This window comes from Vibrio paucivorans (assembly GCF_054053395.1).
In genome coordinates, this window is sequence record NZ_CM133231.1 from 463028 (window position 1) to 481308 (window position 18281).

Consider the following 18281-nt stretch of genomic DNA (forward strand, 5'->3'; position numbering starts at 1 on the left):
CGACGATGGCAACAATTGGCAATCAAACATTAGCACCGGTCGCTCTGGGCTGTATGAACCTATCTCATGCATATGGCACTCCCCCGTCAGAGCAACACGGTATTAATGTACTTAACGCCGCGCTAGACATGGGCTACAACATGCTCGATACCGCTGCCCTGTATGGGTTTGGTGCTAACGAGAAACTGCTCGCTAAAGCGGTTGGCCATCGTCGTGATGAGTATTTCTTAGCAAGCAAATGCGGCATGGCTAAAGGGCCAGATGGTAAACGCACAATAGACGGAAACCCTACGGTTCTAAGACGCACCTGTGAAGAAGCTCTTCGCAGACTTAACACCGATGTAATCGACTTATACTACTTACACCGTTGGGACAAAAATGTGCCAATCGAAGAAAGTATTGGAGAGCTGTCGAGGCTTGTTGAAGAAGGCAAGGTAAAGCACATTGGTTTGTCTGAAGTATCTGCAACGACCATTCGAAAAGCGCATCAGGTTCATCCTATTGCTGCGGTTCAGTCTGAATATTCACTGTGGTCTCGTAATCCAGAGATCGCCGTACTCGATACTTGTAACCAGTTGGGCATTACATTCGTTTCGTTTAGCCCCGTTGGCCGTGGTATGCTCAGTGGTGAAGTTCGCAGTAACGAATTTGTCCAAGGTGACATTCGCTTAGCAATGCCGCGTTTCTCTGACCAAAACTTCCCTCTGAACTTGGATAAAGTCGAACAGCTCAACCGACTGCTTCCTATGTTCGAGGAAAAGAATCACAGTTTACCTTACCCAACGCTCGCCCAGCTCTCTATTGCTTGGACATTAGCGAAAGCACCAGATTCAATTGCTTTGCCTGGCACAACAGATATCAAGCACCTAAAAGATAACTGGAATTCGCAACAATACACGCTTTCAGCAGAATTAATGACACTGGTTGAAAGCACAATGAAAACCAGTGACGTAGCTGGTGCGCGTTATAACATGCCAACGCAGCTTGAAATAGACACCGAAGAATTCTAGCCACTTAATCCGTAAGCCTCATCTCGATGAGGCTTATTTCCAGTCCTGCTCTTTCAATAACCAATCAATAGCCACGCAAATACTCCACACTCGTTTAATAACTCTTTGTTATTCATAACGTTAAAATTCTGCTAATTCACGTTCTAACGCTTCTTCATTCAGTAATCTGTGTTAATTTCGTGCCCATACCTCCTAACTAGAATTAACAATAATGAAAATCACTCAGCTCGACACTCCAGCGCTCATCGTTGATCTTGATATCCTTGAGCAAAATCTATCGGGTATGCAAAAGCGCATCAATCAACTTGGTTTAGCCCTACGCCCGCACACAAAGGCACACAAGATCCCAGCATTAGCTCACATGCAAATAGCAGCCGGAGCGATCGGAGTCTGTACATCTAAGTTAGGTGAAGCAGAAGTCATGGTCGAAGGCGGCGTTAACGACGTACTTATCACTACGCCAATTGCTGGTGAGACAAAAACTAAAAGACTTGTCGACCTATGTTTAAACCATCCAAATGCGACAATTCGCCAAGTCATCGACCACGCTTACCATGTCGACATTATTGGTAAGTATGCTAGCCAGAACGGTATCGAGATAGGCCTTCTAGTTGAAGTAGAGAGTGGTCAAGAACGTTGTGGTGTGAACGCTGACCAAGCTCTCATCGAGCTGATTAATCATATTAAAACCACCGAAGGCGTTCGATACGATGGGATTCAAGCATATAGCGGCCATCTTCAGCTGATAAAAGGCTATGAGAAGCGACAGCGGGCTGCTCATGATGCGGTAGATTCTCTGTTCACTTTCATTGAAACCGCACTTAAACCCCAAGGTTTAGCGCCAAAGATCATTTCCGGCGCAGGTACAGGAACCTATCAAGCCCATTCAGCGCATGCTTATACCGAAGTTCAAGCCGGCTCTTACTTGTTTATGGACAGCACTTATACAGCAATAGGCGACGAGAACAATGAAGATACCAATCGCCAATTTAGCTCAGCCCTTTCTGTGTTAAGCACTGTCATCAGCCACCCAAGCTCTGGGCGTGCCGTTGTCGACGCAGGCATGAAATCACTTTCAATTGATTTAGGTATGCCGAAAGTACGCGAGCATAGTGACACTGTCACATACAAATGCGGCGGAGACGAACACGGAATCCTGTTGATCGAGCAAGGTAAATCGCCATATGCAATTGGTCAGGTTATCTCACTAATCCCTAGCCATTGCGACACTACATTGCATAACTTTGATGTGCTAAATGCAGTGCGTGACGGTGAAGTAATCCACCAATGGAGAATTCAAGGACGAGGTCGTTCAGACTAGTTAACTTTGTAACTGGGCACTATTTTGCTAAGTGCCCAGTTACTGGATCGATTACGCCTCTGATGAGTAAGGTTGATATTGCGGTATCCACTTTTTGCTTGATCTGTTGGTACTGGGGCGACGCCAATGATAAACCAAACGTCTGGTTAAGCGACTTAAACTCCTTGTAATGCAAGCCGTCCTGTTCAGTAATATAGACGTCCATTTTCTGCTTATTCGCGTATAGGAACTTAGAGCGGTTTAACTTCAACATGCGAACTGCCGCATCAATAGTACTCGGTTTGAATATCGTTACGTGTTCTACCTTCTCAGCTTCCCAAATACCAGGTAGTACAGATAAACTCCACCCCAGTACACATATAATGCTTTCGCCATAATAAGCTTCTAAATCTTCTGGTATCTCGCCAGAGGGCAACGTTGAATAGATACCCAAACTTGCTGGAACGTTGAACTCAGTGAAGTACACCATCTCTTTGAGCAAGGCTGCCTGAGAAGCACTATTGATAACTGTCCCAAAATGAATCGAGCCCTCAATCAATTCTGTCTCAATGCGCTTTTTGGGAAGTGCGCGGAAAATACAATTAAAGTTAGCTTCACGGCATATGGCTTCAAAAGACTCGATCATCGGGCCTTTAAATACTTGTTCTTGTTTGTCGAAGTAATAAACCGGAAATCCATCGCTCACGCCTACAATCACGTCAATGCGTTTGCTTTCGGCATGAACGTAACCAGAGACAATGAAAAGAACCAGAGCGATAAGCTTCATATCTGCCCTTTTTGTTAGAAGTTCCTTATAGTCTAGCCTCGTTCGGCCTATTTTGTTGAGTTAATGGCTATTGAAAAATGTTGATACACTTTGGCGTACTTTGGCCTTGTAGTTAGAAAGTGCCTAGTTAGAATTAAGCATCCACATCTTCGATATTAATCTGTCAAACCAATGAATAATCCAAAGCTAACGGTACAGCTCAAAAGTAACGAGCACTGCAACCTAGACTCATTGCCACTTAGATTTGGCTTTAGCTTTCCACGAGATACAACGATCGAAATCTTCCAAACATCTCCGGCGGAACCGGATCGCAAACACGGAAATCGTGCGAAGTTCGACGGTTACTTTCTCCATCCAACAACTCAAGAGCCCTGCTATGGCACGTTCGTTGTTCTGAAAACGTCAAATGGGATCAAGTTAGTTGCAGTATGGCGAAACGATCAAGATACGGAATTTTACCTATCTGAAGTTATGAAGAACCTCCGTAAAGACGGTGAACTCACAACTGAAATACTGCTAGACCTACACCCTAAATACGTATCAGGGCAATTAACCAAGCACTCAGATCTAGTCAACGAACTCAGCCAAAACAAAGCTTCTGTTCATATCAACGCTATGCAGCTTAAAACAGACCTTTTTGTCGATAAGTTACGTAGGGAGCATGCGGAAAGCAGCAGAGCGTTACACAAAGAGATTCAGTCATTGAAGCAAGAACTCGAAAAAGAGCAGCTTCGTGCCGGTACTAGTCAAGTTGTAACCAAAACGGCGCCAGATATCTTAGTCTCTGTTGAAATAGATAAAGTACACAGAGGTTCTCCGTGCACTATTCTAACTATGAAGAATGGTCAGCAATGGTTCATGAAAACCAGCACATTCGATAAAACGGGTACTGTTACTCGAAAAGCGAAAGCGCTTATCGGGCATCCAGTCGTGGTCACATCTTGGGATCCAGTTCGTGAACCAGGCAAGTGGTCAAAGCAAGGGTATTTCAGAAACGTATTTGAAGCATAATCCATCGGTAGATACAACGCCTAGCTTACCATTTGGCTAGGCGTGTTTTATTCGACCAAAAAATTCAATCAACCTTAAAATGATTTAAGGATATCCGACTGGTAGTTCGAAACATCGAGTTCAACGCTGTATTGCTCTACCCACTTATCGAGTTGGGCTTGAGCGGTATTCAAGCTATCCATCGTGATGGTGTTGTCGTCTAGTTTCCATAACTGACGCGAGCCATCATAGCTAAACTGCAGTGCTAACATTGCGTCTGAATTACCTTGTTCAGCGGCGGCAAGAAGCTTTTTGTTCTTTCTGTAGATTAGGTTTAACGCCTGCTTTAACTCCCACACGTAGACGACCTCGTACATTTTCGGGTGCGCTTTAAGTTTTAGCAAAGCCGTCACTAATGCAATGGCACTTACAATCACGCCAAGTAAGTTCCAGTGGAAGTGGGAGCCAGTTTCTGACGGGAACAGCATAATCAAGGTTTGAGATATGGCGAGGCTCAATACTGCTAAGCTAGCAATGCAGGCTACAATCACGATATTGAGACGCGAGCGGTATAATTGCTTGTCGATCTGTTTAAGTTTCATGTTTCTTCCATAAATAGAGAGATAAAAAGCGTAATTTCGCTCACTTACTAGTTACGGATTATACATGGCGAAGACGTACAATTGAGAGGTACTTTGTTGCAAACGGTGAGCAAAGCAAGAATAGCAGGCATAAAAAAAAACGCCATCGGCGTTTCAGTTTTTTTATACTGGATAGTATGAGAAAATTTGGAGCGTACTGCGGGAATCGAACCCGCATCATCAGCTTGGAAGGCTGAGGTAATAGCCATTATACGAAGTACGCTTTGCGTCGAAGACCTAGTTAATATGCCACATCTGACTGAAAAGAAAAGTGTTTTCTATGCCTCTTTTGTTCAAGTGCGCAATGATTGGACAAATCGTCGAGATTACATCCAATTTTAATCAATTAACTCTACCACCGCCCTGTTCTTTCCTTGTTGTTTGGCTTTGTACATCAGCTTGTCTGCAGCGACTAAATCGACTTCATCACTGCCATGGGGGTAAAATGCACAACCTACGCTCACTGAAATGTGGGTATTACACTCCACCTGCATTCTCGCGGCGGAAACTTTTAGGCATACACTTTGCGCTAAGTCTATCGCCGATTCCTTACTAAGCTCTCTAACCACGAGAGCAAACTCCTCACCGCCAATTCTGCCAAACAACATTGAAGGCGTTAATATCGATTCCACACTCTGTGCGACTTCTCTAATCACTTCGTCTCCTATCGCATGGCCCCAATTGTCGTTCACGGACTTAAAGTTATCGATATCAAACACCATTACCGTCAGCGACTCACTTTGCGTGTCCAACTGATGTATCGCATCCATAAAACAACGTCGGTTTTTTATGCCAGTGAGTTCATCAGTGGTAGACAACACGGTAAGCTGCTCATTAACGAGCTCTAACTCACGTGTTCTCGCTCTGACCGTACGCTTCAACATAATGATATAAAGCATGGCGACTAAGCCACTCACACCAACCACGGTTGGAAAAAAGTGCTGAGGATAGACAGTCTCGATGTGCATCCATTTATGCAAGATTGTTTCACGTGTGGCTGTACCTACTTTTTTAAACCCTAGGTTCACAGCATCAAGCATTGACCTATTACCTTCTGTCACCGCAGGGTATAGATCACCTGAGTACAAGTATTTCACAGGCACAAAGCTCATAGGATCGTCTGAGGAATAGAGATAGAAATTCGCGACTTGAAGATCGGCAACAAAAGCAGAGATTTCCCCCTTAAACGCGGCATTAATTAACAGCTCATTGTTTGGATATACTTTCAAATTTGCTTTGGGAAACTCCTTGCGAGCGAAATATTCCTCATAGCCGCCTTTCACCACCCCGACATATTGTTCAACTTTCCCCTTAAGTAACTCATCAACGTCAAATCCAATGAGCGCTTGGCTGTAATAGAGTTGAGTTTCAATATTAATTAAAGCATCACCAAAGTCGAAAAACTCATCGCGAGGTTCGGACCACAATAACCCGGCATGAACATCAGCCCGGTTGTTTTTTACTGCTTCCAAAGATTCATTCCAGTCCAGTAGAACAAATTCTATTTCGACCTTATTCCGCTTTCCATACTCGCGCCAAAGATCGATCAATATTCCATCTGGCTGGCCGTCACTATTAATGTAAGAAAAGGGTTTCCATGCTTTAGAGTTAGCAACCCGAAGAACCTCTTCATCAGTTTCCGCCAGAGCTGACATACTCATGAAGCAGGTTGCTAGAGAAAGGGCAAAAGCAAAAAGACGCCACTTTACATTTGGCGTCTTTTTGAGTGCAGTCCCTTGGCTTATCATCGCGTCCATCGCTTACTTGTAAACTACTTAATATAAGTAATAGACCAAAAACGATTAAAAGTAATGAGAGTGACGCTTCTATCGCATTTTCGCGATGTCCTGATAATTCAAGATTGAAACAATATCAGTAATACACCCTCACTCCATGCGAAGAAAACAAGTAGCGATTAACCTTTGAATTGCTCCATTTCTTTATTGAGCTCAACAACGCGATCCCGAACATCCAACGAAGTGCTATGAGATGATTCACTGATACGTGACACGTCATTTACAGAATCTGTAACTCCTTCCATAAGCGCATTAATGGCTTGTGTAGAGTCTGACTGCTGCTCTGCGGCGGCGGCAAGATCTTGCATTTGGTTATTGAGCGTTGCAATTTGCTCGGTTGCAGAGAGAAGCTTAACTACAGCTTGTTCGGTATGCTCTGAGCCTTCTTTTGCAAGCAATTTACTTGCTTCAATTTCGTCTACAACTGAAGAAGTCGACGATTGAATCGCATTCACAATATTGTTGATCTCGGTGGTCGACTCCGTAGTACGCGTTGCCAGCAAGCGTACTTCATCAGCAACCACAGCAAAGCCGCGACCATATTCACCCGCTCGCGCGGCTTCAATTGCGGCATTCAATGCCAACAGGTTCGTTTGCTCTGCTAACCCTTCAATGACTTCGGTCACACGACCAATCGCTTCACTCTCGCGACTCAGTTCAGTAACTTCATCGCTCGCTTTCTCGATGGTTTCGTATAGGCGCTCAACGGTTGCCTTGTTTAAATCCAGAGTGTTAGATCCCTGAGTAATTTGATTGTTCGATTCGTTCAGAGTGATCACCGACTCTTTAGCTTGCTGAGTAGTGCTTGCAGCTGAATGGGCCACATCGTTAAGCTGCTGACCGATCTGTTCGATGTTGTTTCGCTGCTTAGTAATTTCATCTAACGTTTGTTGGTTCGCGGCAAGCAGACCCGCCATACTTTCGTCAACTTGCTGCGCTTTGTTGGTCACACCGTGAACGATGTCTGCCAAAGATTGGTTCATACGATTGATGGAATCGGTAAGGCTTGCCAATTCATCGCTTCCTTCAATCACTAGAGGCTGCTGAGAGATATCGCCACTGGCGATAAGCTGTGCTCGTTTAGAAATTAAGCTGACACGACGACCAATATTTCGCCCCATGTACGTAGAAATTGCGAAAGCAGCAACTACCGCTACTACAACGGCCACAATCAACAAGGTCACTACTTGGGCAATCGAGCCAAAGATCCCCTGCCCGCTACGATCCGCTTGCTGCTGTTGCTTGATGACGATGTTTTCTAAACTTTGCTCCAAGGCTTGAGCATTTGGCACTAAGTCTGTTGCCATTTTTTGGTTAGCTAGGTTCCAGCCTGATGACTGTCTTAGTTCAACCACCTGTTGGGCCAAAGGAAAATACAGTTGCTGCATTTCATTGAACAGAGACCAAAGGCTAGCATCACTTCCAGAAAGTAACTCAACTTTCGATTCAATTTCAGCCACAGACTTTTCATGCGCTTTGATGAAGTCTGCGTACTTATCAAGGTTCTCTTGTTTTCCGTAAATCAGGAAATCACGCATAGAAGCCAATGCATTTGCCAGAGAAGTGTAACTATCGGCATATAACTTAAATAGACGCTTTCTCTCCCCGCCTTCGCGATTCGAAGACTCATCGTTAATCAGCCCTTGCAACTGATCTAGAGCCACTTCGGCAATCGGCGCGGCTTCGTTGATAAACAGGCTATGGGCTGGCAAGTTCTCATCGCTATGGCTAAGTTCAGTAATTTCAGCGACCGACAGTTTTAACGCACCCCATTGTTGGTTGATTACCCCAAATTCATCGGCATTCAACAATTGCTCTAAAGTAGGCAATGCTTCGTCGGTTTGGGTAATGATGGTGTTAAGCGCTTCAAGCTGACTTGCCCCAACGGCTTCATCGCCGCCAAGTAACATGTAGGCACGGACGTTGGAAATCGTCGCTTGAATGGACTGCTGAATGGACCGGCTGGTATCGACCGTTGGTAGGTCTGACTGTAATAGTGATTCAGTGTGTTTTTCTACAACTTCAACACTGCGGTAAGCGAAAAACGCGGACACGATAAAAAGTACTGCAAGCAACAGAAAACTTAACTGTAACTTCCCTGATATCGAGAGCTTCATCCTTTAACTCCTTTTAATTTGTTACCTCATAATATAGCGCTGTTCCAAATATTGTTAAATGGATGTAACTACGTTTTCTAAAACTAAAGTGTTACAAGCTTGATTCGCCCCACAAATACGTACAAAAAGCTCATGGCTACAAACCCACTGAGTTCCTGAGGCGCGTTGGTAGTTAAGTAAAATCTTGCTGCACTTTCTCGTGGAACAATCCGATACGGCTCATGACGTTCCTTAAATTTTGCTGCTCCAATATCGTTAGATCGCCTACCGCCAACATATCGTTAACCTTTCTTAGGTCGCTGTATTCAATGATTTGGTTCATAAAGCGCAAATGCCAACTATGGTCAAAAATACACACCATTTCTCGATAAGTTTTTGCCTCAATCTCTTGCGCTGCTTGTAAACCTTTTAGCCGTTCAACCGTATTACTCTCACGTATGTCGTGTTTGAGTGCGTAAAGTCGACAAAAAATCTCCATTGGACGTAAACACGCTTTGAGGTTGATGACCTCTCTGCCTTCAAATGACTCTGTAATGAACGCTCCCTCATCGTTTAAAGGTATGTTGTGAGCCAAACAGTTCTGTGCATACACCTCCAGAAAGCGTGTTTCTTTGTTTAATAACTGCTGAATATGCGCTTGAATTCCACCCGCCAGTTTCGCATCGCCAAATGTAGAACGGATATCAAAGAACACATTCAGCTCTAATATACTCTCCGGCGTGGCTTTTTCTATCCAATTGGTAAAGTTGTCATGCCACTCCTTTTCACTCAAACACCACTGGTGGTTTGACGCCATAATCAAGCCATCACAGTAGCTATATCCTGCTTGATTTAGCATCGCGCAGACCTTTTCTGCTAGGTGTAGGAAATATTGACGAGTTGCTTTTAGATCTTGGTCATCAGGAGTTTCAAACACAATGGCATTATCTTGATCGGAGAATAGCGTCATATCATGGCGTGCATTACTACCAAACGACAAAAACGAAAATGGGACTGGTGGTTCACCGATCTCGTGAATGGTCAATTCGATAAACCGACAAATTGCCGCATCATAAGTGCTCCCAATTAGCCTCCGCAAATTGTCCGAGCGAGCGCCAGCTGCAATCATTTCACGAATTAAATCGGTGAGTCGGTTAAGTGACTCAATTACATGACTGTGGCTTTCACCTTTTTGTATATCCTCGACGATACTTGAACTGGTATTGCTGTAGGCCGAACTTGGAGTTATGGAACCGAAACTCGCGCCATAGATCTTCCTAACAATTGGCCTAAATGAGATGACATGGCCCAGCTTCTCAGATAGAAAAATACGCGATGTGCTTAGAATGATATCTATCTCGCGCCCGCTTTTGGTTAAAATTTGAGCTTCAAATTCCGAGGGTTCAACTTCATGTTTAAAGAGGTGCATTAGATGAGATTGTACGCGAGCGTTACGGGCAGATGCCGAGAATAGCTGCTTCCACATCCCTTGTGACTTTAACTCAGTGTCGGTGTATCCGAGTAGTTGGTGAAGTCTTGAATTAGAGAATACTATCTTTCCATCGGCTTCCAATATATAGCCTTCATTTGAGGACTCAACTAACGCTTTATAGCGATTTTTGGCTTCGTGTAATGCAAGCTCTGCACGCATCTTTCTTTTCTCGATCACTTTCGACTGAGCGATGACGTAGAACAAAACAACTGCCAAGCCTAGTGTTATGGCGATAAATACTCGATAAAGCGTGCTCTCTAACTTATCAATTTCCTGCTGAACATCTTCTAGATAAACACCCGTGCCGACAATCCACTGCCATTCTTCTACGCCTTCAACATAGGTCATTTTAGGCGCTGTAATTGATGCGTCATCCTTCCATTGCCATAAGTACTCTAAATAACCTTCATGAGACGTTTCGACTAGTTTGGCCAGCTCCACGAAAATCGGAAAACCTGACTTACTGTCGGTTTCGTAAAAGTGGGTTAGATCTTGGTTGGTCAAATCACTACGGTAAGGGTGCATGATCATTCGAGGATGCATATCGGTAATAAAGAAGTAGTCTTTATTTTCCGCGCCATATCGCATCGACTTAATATCCATCGCTGCTTTGGCTTTCGCTTCCTCTAAACTAAGCGCCCCACGTCGTTCTAACTCAACATAACGATCAACAACACTGACTGCTGTAGAAGTTAACTCCTTAAGCATTTGCTGTTTTTGCCCAACCATTGATTCTTGTACCAACGGCAAAATTACGAGAATAATTGCCGTTACAAACAAAACAATGGCACTAACCGTTGGCAACACAATACGTAAACCAAATCGGCTCAGTGTCGACTGCCGCTCGCTTTGAGCCACCATTGCGCCATCAAAATAGTCAGCGAGTTCATTGTCATCAAGTACGTCGGCCAATTCATTTTCATGGCTTACATCATGATATTTGGCTGTGAACGAACCGTTTTCAAAGTCGGCTTTCATAGGCAAATAACCATGGTAGTCGTCGCGAATATGAGTTTCGAAAACATCTTTAATTTGTTGATTGGTGTATTTATCACCAAAAGTCTTAATGGCCTCGGACAGCGCTTCTTTACAGTGACGGAATCGACGATGAGAATATGGATCGTATTCGAGCGCTTTCGCCATCGTTTCATCATGGTCTTTGCCATTGTAATCAAAGAAGCCGTCGATCCATCGATGGATGTCTTCTGCTCGCACCCCATAAAGTCGCTCTGTTCGATTAGCGTGCTCCGAAATTTTCATTCGATCCTTTTCATTCCTTTGCATATTGATAGTTAAATCAAAAGTGTGAGTTGCGTTGTGTTTCTGATAACAAATAATCACTCAGCTTATATGATCGAGATTTAAATTAATCGAAATCAATAATTCAATAAGCCACTTTCCTAGTATGAGGCCAATGTTTTGACTCGATTTTTTTGACGAAGCGCCTGATTAGCGCTTTGTCGTAATTAACGGAGCAAGCCAGGTTTTCTCCCGCCTTTTCATATAGATAAGGCTATTGGTAGCGTCTGGGATGTCGTCACGTACTGATCGAAGGTCAGTATACCAACAGTAAGTGGAGTGCTAATTGACATGGTTCAACTTCGTCTCATAACAAAGGAAGACGAAATGTCTAACACAAGTAAAACCTTTTACAGGGATATGCGCCGAAAAGCGCAGGAATTTGAAAGCCGAGAAGAGTTCCTAAATCACGATCTTAAAATCATGAGCTTTCGTCGTTGGGGTATTCACCTACCCTCACGCGACTACAGTATAGAAATTGAAGACTGGGTGCCTGCGCTAGCTGCAACCATAGGTAAGGTAGTGATGGTGACCGCAATGGTCGCTGCATTTGCCGCTCAGTTTGGCCTTTCACCAGAGTTTGTCGCAGAAAACGTACGTTACGAGCTGCTTATTGCAGGTGCACTGTTCGTTATCCTTTTCTCTGCAATCCTTAACCCCAACGCTAACCTCGCCGGTACACACGGACCGATGATTCCGTTGATCCCACTAATCGCTGCAGCTGGGGGACATCCTTTGGCACTGGGGCTCATGGTGTGCGCATTCGGCTTAATTCTCGCCTTCACTAAAGGCGGCTCTAAGCTCATGACCTTAACAGGCGTTGGCGTACGGGGCGGCCTGCTTATCTACCTTGGTGCAGTTGGGTTAATCGGCCAAATCAACAAGACAGAGGCTTGGGCATCAAGCACCGATCAAGGCTATATATCCTTTGCGGTCATAGGCGTAACGGTGATGGTTTATGCTTATCTCGCTAAGATTAATAAACGTTGGCTAGCTATCCCACTCTGCTCTGCGCTTGCTGGTATCGTGGCCTACATAATGGGAGCCGATTTCTCATTCACGACAGAGCCTGGCCTCCCTCACTTCAGCCCATTCTACTGGTGGGGTGAAAATACGGGTTGGCAACTCGGTTGGCCAAACCTAGAACACTTCATCGCAGTTACACCATTTGCCTTGCTTGCTGTCGCTATGTGGTCGCCAGACTATTTGGGCCATAGAGTGTTCCAAGAACTCAACTACCCAAAAGAAGCCAAAGGCGTATTGATGGACGTTGACGACACCATGGTTGGTGCTTCAGTTCGTCAAGGTGTGGGGGCATTACTAGGTGGTGGTAACTTAGCATCTTCTTGGGGCACTTACATGATCCCTGCCGCTATTGCTAAACGTCCTATTCCGGGCGGCGCTTTACTTACTGGACTTATGTGTATCGCGGCTTCTGTGATTGGTTACCCAATGGACCTGGCAATGTGGGAACCAGTATTACGTGTTGCATTGATTGTTGGTGTGTTCTTGCCACTCCTTGAAGCAGGTATGCAGATGATTCACAAACACAAAGATTCGCTGAGTGCAGGTATCTGTATCTTTGCCTGTGCGTTTGTAAACCCTGTTTTTGGCTGGGCGACAACTATGCTTCTCGATAACATGGGGCTCATCGGTGATCATGAGCGTGCTAAATCTCTTTCAGCTAAAGACAAGTATTTAATTCCGGGGCTTGCCTTTGTTATCTGTGTTGGCTCTCTAGCACTCGTTGGTCAACTACCAGGTATTCCAGCGCTAATCAATAATTAAGCGACTACCCTGGCCCAGTGAACAAAAACCTTCGCTAAAGCGAAGGTTTTTTCTAACCGAACAGTTTCATTGGACTTAGATGAAAACTTGTTTAATCGATATGAACGTCAATTAGATTTGTGCAGAAGCAACGTAGTTATCTAGTTCAGCGTTCGAAACGGTAGTGATGTATTCATCGTCTAGGTAGAACGCAACGCTATCTTCACCTTTTTCACCACGTAGTACTTGTTGCGTACCATCGATGTATGAAATATCCATTTGCATGGTGTTTTCGTCGATTTGCTTCAGTGTCGCTTTTTCAACGTTTTCGTTGTTAGTCTGTAGCGGTACTTCAGTTAGGCTGCTATCTAGATCTTTGTTTACTTTGATGATTGCATCCATTGGCGTATCTACAACTGCAGGAGACTTACCAGAGATTGGGTTAGTACCAGTCCAGAATTCTACTGCATTGAAAATGAATAAGTCAGCCACACTCGCAATACCGTAAACAGGAGAAAGAAGAATGAACATACCTTCACGTCCGTAACGGTTATCTACAACTTGTAGGTTGAACTTAGATACCATGCCTGTAGTCGCCATTTGTCCCATACAACCTGTTAGAGATGTAGCGCCGACTGCTGCAATGAGTGCGATTTTTAGAGTTTTGAATTTCATGTGTTTTTTACCACTTATTTTTGAATGCGGCGCATCATAATGACGAAATTCATACTTTGAAATGCTTCTACACTTCATTTTACACAACTATGACTTAGTCAATTTTCTATAAGTAATTGCAATGTAGGAAATTTCTTACAAGTCTCATCCCTTGATAATTCTGGCAATTGCCACTATTGACGTGTCAATAACTTTTCAGTCCTACAAATCAAAAGTTAAAAAATCGCACTTTTTAATTAACACCAAAAACACGCCATTAACATTCTGAAATTAAATGCCTAATCGGTTGAAAAAGAGATTCCAATCACATTTATATTGGTTATAATCCGCGCTCATTGCGTTTTGTGTTGATAAACGCAAACTAATTTTTAATAAATCGACTGTAACCATCCCCCTCTTTTTAGGGCCAAACCGAGAAATAAAATGAGCAAGATTGATAAAGCAATGCGCATCCTGTTAGCAGGATTCTGTATCAACCTTTGTCTTGGCATCCTGTATGCTTGGAGTGTATTCAACAAAGCACTTGTTACTGACTTTGGCTGGAGCGCAGCTGACGCATCATCACCTTACGCAATCGCAACCATTACTTTCTCTGTTTGTCTTTTAGTTGCGGGTATCCTTCAAGACCGTATGGGCCCACGTAAGATTCTGATCCTTGGTACTGTACTGACTGGCTTGGGCATGATCGCATCTGGCTTCGTTAACTCTGTACTAATGCTAAACATCACGTTCGGTGTGATTACTGGTGCGGGTATCGGTTTTGGTTATGCTTGTCTTTCTCCTTCTGCGATGAAGTGGTTCCACCCATCGAAGAAAGGCCTAGTAAACGGTTTGATTGCTGCTGGTTTCGGTCTTGCTGCTATTTACCTAGCACCACTAACGTCAATGCTAATCACTGATCTGGGCATCAACACTGCATTTATGATTCTAGGTGTTGGTGTATTGGTTGTTGCTGTACCACTTGCTTGTACTATCAACAACCCACCTTCAGACTATGTACCTGCAGAACCAAAAGTAAAAGCGGGTAAAGCGCCTGTAGCGGTTAAGAAATCTGCGGACATGAGCTGGAAAGCGATGTTGAAAACACCTCAGTTCTACTCTCTTTGGGTAATGTACGCATTCGCAGCATCTGTTGGCCTGATGATCATTGGTAACATCACTAACATTGCAAGTGTTCAGGCGAACCTACCTAACGCGGTTTACCTAGCTTCTATCCTAGCGGTATTTAACTCAGGCGGCCGTGTTGCGGCAGGTATCCTTTCTGACAAGATTGGCTGCGTACGTACTCTACTTCTTGCGTTCATTCTGCAAGGCATCAACATGGTACTGTTCTCAACGTTTAGCTCTGAGTTCACGCTAATCATCGGTACTGCAATTGCTGCTGTTGGTTACGGCACACTTCTAGCTGTATTCCCATCTATCACTGCGGAATACTACGGCCTGAAAAACTACGGTACGAACTACGGTGTGCTCTACACAGCTTGGGGTATCGGCGGCGCTATTGGTGCAGCAGTGGTTGGTTACTCAATGACACAAGGTGCTGGCAGCTACGGCTTGGCTTACACTATCTCTGCAGTAATGATGGGTGTGTGTGTGGTATTAGCATTTGTTACCAAGCCAATCTCTGAAGCAAAAGCAGCAGAACTTCAAAACGCGAGCGCTTAATCGCTAGTCGTTGAACAATATTGATTTATTGCGTAAAGAGCTTAACCTATGGTTAAGCTCTTTTTGTATCTATAGACACTATGCTCCCTGCCCCGCAACTTGCCGCTGATTACTATCTCGATAATTTCAAAAAGCTCACAGAACATGCGCTAACCTGGTACGCAGATATACTCACACCAAATGAGCTTAGCTGGATAGAACGTTTTTCCGTTCTGCCGAAGCAGAGCCAATGTTTATTAGTTCGTTTGTATTCACGCCGTGGCAGTTGGTTTCGTAGTGATAAACTTGAATATACCGAGATCCCCCAGCTTAAGGATGCGTTAACCAAGCTACAGCAACAGAATTTTATCGACTTAAATGGACTCATCAGCGAACAAGACCTCGCAGCATCGCTGCTCACTAAGCCGGAAGTACTGGAGTGTTTCCCCCAATTAGATCGTAAAGCGCCTAAACATCAGCTCGTTGCAAGCCTGACAGACACGCCTTTTACCCGATTCGAATCACTAAACTTTGATTGTATTGAGCTACTTAATTCAGAGCTCATTTCGGTATTACTCACGCTATTTTTCGCCAATACTCACCAAGATCTTAGCCAGTTTGTTCTCGACGATCTCGGTCTGCATCAGTTTGAACAATATCCGTTAAGTAAGGAGCGCCGCTTCTTTACGTCGCGAGATGAAATCGACCAACTATTAACATTAAGCCAACTGAGCAACGCCTATTGGCTATGCAACCAAAAAGACAAAGCAAATATCGATGCTTTATTAGAGGCGCTGTCTCAAGTATTACCTGCGGTATCGGAACATTCCTATATCGCACGCAAGCAATTCAAGTTAATTAACGATCTCGCGCGCGATCTTGAACGATTCAACGATTTCCCACTCGCTATTGAGTGGTTTGAGAAAAGCCCACTTCCACCTTCACGTGAACGCCAAGCCCGTATCTACGACAAATTAGACGATAACGATGGTTTTAGCCACATAGTTCACAATATGCTGGCCTCTCCCGAAAACGAGTCAGAACTAGAAGTCGCCATCAAGCTAGAGCAAAGGTTGCTTCGTAAACAGGGGCAAAAAGTACCTAGGGCGAAAAAGCCTAAGACTAAAGAGCACCATTTGTCGTTGGATCTCACCCAACAACGTGTCGAACTCGCGGCTATGGAGCATTTTATAAAAGCGGGATACCAAGCTTTCTACTGTGAAAACGTTCTGCTGAATGGACTATTTGGTTTAGCGTTTTGGGATGTGGTTTTTGCAGACGTCGAAGGCGCTTTTATTAATGCCTATCAGCATAGGCCACTGGATTTGTATCACTCCGATTTTTCCCAAAAGCGCAAAGTGATGTTCGAGAAAGCATTTAAGCGACTTAAACAAAACGGGTTTGAACACATGATGCAAACCTATCGAGATAAGTTTGGTCTTGCCAATCCGTTTGTGCATTGGAATGGATTATCACAAGAGCTGCTAGACCAAGCATGCAAACATATCCCAATCGATACTTTGTTAGCGCTATTTAAGATAATGATGAGCGACCTAAAGCTTTACCGAAATGGCATGCCAGATCTCATCGTATTCAAGGATGGTGGCTTTGAGTGGATAGAAGTAAAAGGCCCAGGCGATAAACTGCAAGATAACCAATGGCGTTGGATAAAGCAGTTTGAACGCTTGGGCATTCCATTTTCGGTTTGCTGGGTGAATCAGTAGATTAACTTCCCTTAACCTGTTTCGACTTTAGGTCTTTGATGACATAGTCAGGTGCGACTTTGCCAAGCTCTTTTAGACACTCGTCTGTTTTCTCATTGCCGTATCTCACGTAGATGTCGCATACGGCATAAAGCTGCTCAGGCGCACCTGAAATTAGATAGGCTTTCTCGAATGATTTTGTCGACTTATCGATGTTTAAATCTTCTTGTAAAACACCGTTTAAATACCAGTAATAACTATTGTCTTTAGCCAGTTTTGCCGCGGTTTCAATCTCCTCAGCTGCTGTTGTTCTGTCTTCCAAACGCACTAACGCAAGAGACTTCGAGTAATGCAATGATGCGGTTCCCGGTAATTTGCGTATAGCAGTATCCAGTGTATCAATCGCTTCTTTATCTTTGCTTTGCGCTCGGTAGTTGTCGGCTAGGTTTAGCCACAACTGTGGGTTGTCTGAATCTTTTACAAGCAATGTTTGGTAGCGCTTGTCCGCTTCTACCCATTGGTTGTGCCAGCGAAGTACATCGGCAAGAAGCAATTTAGAGCCGTCATCTTGCTGCTGCTCTAGAAAAGCGACCAGCTCGGCAATCGGCGCTTCTAATTGAGCACGCTGCTCTTCACTTACATTGTTGTAGTCACGTGCTAAGTTAGCCGCCGCTGCAGCGCGCACTGAGTGATGCTCATCAGTTAAAAGTGGAGCCACCATACGCCAACGGTGCTCTAATTGGTATGGATCTGAGCCTATGATCGCTGCTTCACGTACCACAAAGCTTGGGTCTTTAAGCCCTCGTGCTCCAGCGACTAAAGCATTTTGGCTCGGGTACTGCGCAAGCTGTCTTAGTGCATCGGCGCGAACTTCCGGTTGTTCATTTTGGTTCTGCGCGGTGTAAGAAAGCTTTGTTAATCTCGCCTGTACATCATCCGCCGCTTGCGTAACCGCAGTGTCTCCCTGGATTTGATCCGGTTGTAACAACGCTTCATCTTGTGCCAGTGCAGAGCCAGCAATTACAGAACAGGCTAACAGGGTCATGAATTTATTTACTTTTGAATGAGTTGAATTAATCAC

13 protein-coding genes and 1 tRNA gene are annotated in these 18281 nt (G+C 44.3%); 6 read left to right on the forward strand and 8 right to left on the reverse strand.

What is annotated here, in order from left to right; translation table 11 throughout:
• Nucleotides 1–5: 5 nt before the first annotated feature.
• Both ACXABW_RS17235 and ACXABW_RS17240 read left to right on the forward strand, forming a co-directional pair.
• Nucleotides 6–1010 carry an aldo/keto reductase gene (locus tag ACXABW_RS17235; RefSeq protein WP_457526485.1) on the forward strand — a complete coding sequence of 335 codons (1005 nt, stop codon included), beginning with the start codon at nucleotides 6–8 and terminating at the stop codon, nucleotides 1008–1010.
• Between the two features lie 211 nt (nucleotides 1011–1221).
• Complete coding sequence (locus ACXABW_RS17240) at nucleotides 1222–2331, forward strand: DSD1 family PLP-dependent enzyme (RefSeq protein WP_457526487.1); 1110 nt, start codon at nucleotides 1222–1224, stop codon at nucleotides 2329–2331.
• A gap of 19 nt (nucleotides 2332–2350) precedes the next feature.
• Here ACXABW_RS17240 and ACXABW_RS17245 read toward each other — a convergent pair whose 3' ends face one another.
• On the reverse strand, nucleotides 2351–3097 hold the full coding sequence (locus tag ACXABW_RS17245) for a hypothetical protein (RefSeq protein ID WP_457526489.1): 747 nt from the start codon (nucleotides 3095–3097) through the stop codon (nucleotides 2351–2353).
• A 171-nt stretch (nucleotides 3098–3268) separates the two neighbouring features.
• Here ACXABW_RS17245 and ACXABW_RS17250 point away from each other — a divergent pair, with 171 nt between their 5' ends.
• Nucleotides 3269–4108, forward strand: coding sequence for a hypothetical protein (locus ACXABW_RS17250; RefSeq protein ID WP_457526491.1), 840 nt, complete (start codon nucleotides 3269–3271; stop codon nucleotides 4106–4108).
• A gap of 74 nt (nucleotides 4109–4182) precedes the next feature.
• On the opposite strand, the gene ACXABW_RS17255 is transcribed toward ACXABW_RS17250, so the two are convergent.
• The 5 genes from ACXABW_RS17255 to ACXABW_RS17275 form a co-directional block, all read right to left on the reverse strand.
• Nucleotides 4183–4689: a DUF3087 domain-containing protein gene (locus ACXABW_RS17255; protein ID WP_457526493.1), complete on the reverse strand. Its 507-nt coding sequence runs from the start codon at nucleotides 4687–4689 to the stop codon at nucleotides 4183–4185.
• A 187-nt stretch (nucleotides 4690–4876) separates the two neighbouring features.
• A tRNA-Gly gene (locus ACXABW_RS17260) sits at nucleotides 4877–4951 on the reverse strand.
• A 115-nt stretch (nucleotides 4952–5066) separates the two neighbouring features.
• Nucleotides 5067–6485 (reverse strand): transporter substrate-binding domain-containing diguanylate cyclase, encoded by a 1419-nt coding sequence (locus ACXABW_RS17265; RefSeq protein ID WP_457526494.1) that lies wholly within the window; start codon nucleotides 6483–6485, stop codon nucleotides 5067–5069.
• Between the two features lie 158 nt (nucleotides 6486–6643).
• On the reverse strand, nucleotides 6644–8641 hold the full coding sequence (locus ACXABW_RS17270) for a HAMP domain-containing methyl-accepting chemotaxis protein (RefSeq protein WP_252030953.1): 1998 nt from the start codon (nucleotides 8639–8641) through the stop codon (nucleotides 6644–6646).
• Between the two features lie 172 nt (nucleotides 8642–8813).
• Nucleotides 8814–11372 carry a DUF294 nucleotidyltransferase-like domain-containing protein gene (locus ACXABW_RS17275; RefSeq protein ID WP_457526496.1) on the reverse strand — a complete coding sequence of 853 codons (2559 nt, stop codon included), beginning with the start codon at nucleotides 11370–11372 and terminating at the stop codon, nucleotides 8814–8816.
• A 366-nt stretch (nucleotides 11373–11738) separates the two neighbouring features.
• On the opposite strand from ACXABW_RS17275, the gene ACXABW_RS17280 reads away from it, so the two are divergent.
• Nucleotides 11739–13199 carry a DUF3360 family protein gene (locus ACXABW_RS17280; RefSeq protein ID WP_265686324.1) on the forward strand — a complete coding sequence of 487 codons (1461 nt, stop codon included), beginning with the start codon at nucleotides 11739–11741 and terminating at the stop codon, nucleotides 13197–13199.
• A gap of 111 nt (nucleotides 13200–13310) precedes the next feature.
• On the opposite strand, the gene ACXABW_RS17285 is transcribed toward ACXABW_RS17280, so the two are convergent.
• Complete coding sequence (locus tag ACXABW_RS17285; RefSeq protein WP_252030958.1) at nucleotides 13311–13853, reverse strand: DUF3332 domain-containing protein; 543 nt, start codon at nucleotides 13851–13853, stop codon at nucleotides 13311–13313.
• A 423-nt stretch (nucleotides 13854–14276) separates the two neighbouring features.
• Between ACXABW_RS17285 and ACXABW_RS17290 the strand changes: the two genes are divergently transcribed.
• Both ACXABW_RS17290 and ACXABW_RS17295 read left to right on the forward strand, forming a co-directional pair.
• Nucleotides 14277–15518 (forward strand): L-lactate MFS transporter, encoded by a 1242-nt coding sequence (locus ACXABW_RS17290; RefSeq protein ID WP_252030960.1) that lies wholly within the window; start codon nucleotides 14277–14279, stop codon nucleotides 15516–15518.
• A gap of 80 nt (nucleotides 15519–15598) precedes the next feature.
• Nucleotides 15599–17221 carry a VRR-NUC domain-containing protein gene (locus tag ACXABW_RS17295; protein WP_457526499.1) on the forward strand — a complete coding sequence of 541 codons (1623 nt, stop codon included), beginning with the start codon at nucleotides 15599–15601 and terminating at the stop codon, nucleotides 17219–17221.
• Between the two features lies 1 nt (nucleotide 17222).
• On the opposite strand, the gene ACXABW_RS17300 is transcribed toward ACXABW_RS17295, so the two are convergent.
• Entirely contained in the window at nucleotides 17223–18245 is a 1023-nt protein-coding gene (locus tag ACXABW_RS17300; RefSeq protein ID WP_457526501.1) for a hypothetical protein, read from the reverse strand.
• Nucleotides 18246–18281: the final 36 nt, after the last annotated feature.

Excerpts from the sequence above, each read along its gene's own strand:
- ACXABW_RS17270 (WP_252030953.1), bottom strand. The coding sequence starts at position 8,641 with ATGAAGCTCTCGATATCAGGGAAGTTACAGTTAAGTTTTCTGTTGCTT.
- ACXABW_RS17285 (WP_252030958.1), bottom strand. The coding sequence starts at position 13,853 with ATGAAATTCAAAACTCTAAAAATCGCACTCATTGCAGCAGTCGGCGCT.
- ACXABW_RS17265 (WP_457526494.1), bottom strand. The coding sequence starts at position 6,485 with ATGGACGCGATGATAAGCCAAGGGACTGCACTCAAAAAGACGCCAAAT.
- ACXABW_RS17235 (WP_457526485.1), top strand. The coding sequence starts at position 6 with ATGGCAACAATTGGCAATCAAACATTAGCACCGGTCGCTCTGGGCTGT.
- ACXABW_RS17240 (WP_457526487.1), top strand. The coding sequence starts at position 1,222 with ATGAAAATCACTCAGCTCGACACTCCAGCGCTCATCGTTGATCTTGAT.
- ACXABW_RS17295 (WP_457526499.1), top strand. The coding sequence starts at position 15,599 with ATGCTCCCTGCCCCGCAACTTGCCGCTGATTACTATCTCGATAATTTC.
- ACXABW_RS17245 (WP_457526489.1), bottom strand. The coding sequence starts at position 3,097 with ATGAAGCTTATCGCTCTGGTTCTTTTCATTGTCTCTGGTTACGTTCAT.
- ACXABW_RS17250 (WP_457526491.1), top strand. The coding sequence starts at position 3,269 with ATGAATAATCCAAAGCTAACGGTACAGCTCAAAAGTAACGAGCACTGC.
- ACXABW_RS17290 (WP_252030960.1), top strand. The coding sequence starts at position 14,277 with ATGAGCAAGATTGATAAAGCAATGCGCATCCTGTTAGCAGGATTCTGT.
- ACXABW_RS17280 (WP_265686324.1), top strand. The coding sequence starts at position 11,739 with ATGTCTAACACAAGTAAAACCTTTTACAGGGATATGCGCCGAAAAGCG.
- ACXABW_RS17275 (WP_457526496.1), bottom strand. The coding sequence starts at position 11,372 with ATGAAAATTTCGGAGCACGCTAATCGAACAGAGCGACTTTATGGGGTG.
- ACXABW_RS17255 (WP_457526493.1), bottom strand. The coding sequence starts at position 4,689 with ATGAAACTTAAACAGATCGACAAGCAATTATACCGCTCGCGTCTCAAT.
- ACXABW_RS17300 (WP_457526501.1), bottom strand. The coding sequence starts at position 18,245 with ATGACCCTGTTAGCCTGTTCTGTAATTGCTGGCTCTGCACTGGCACAA.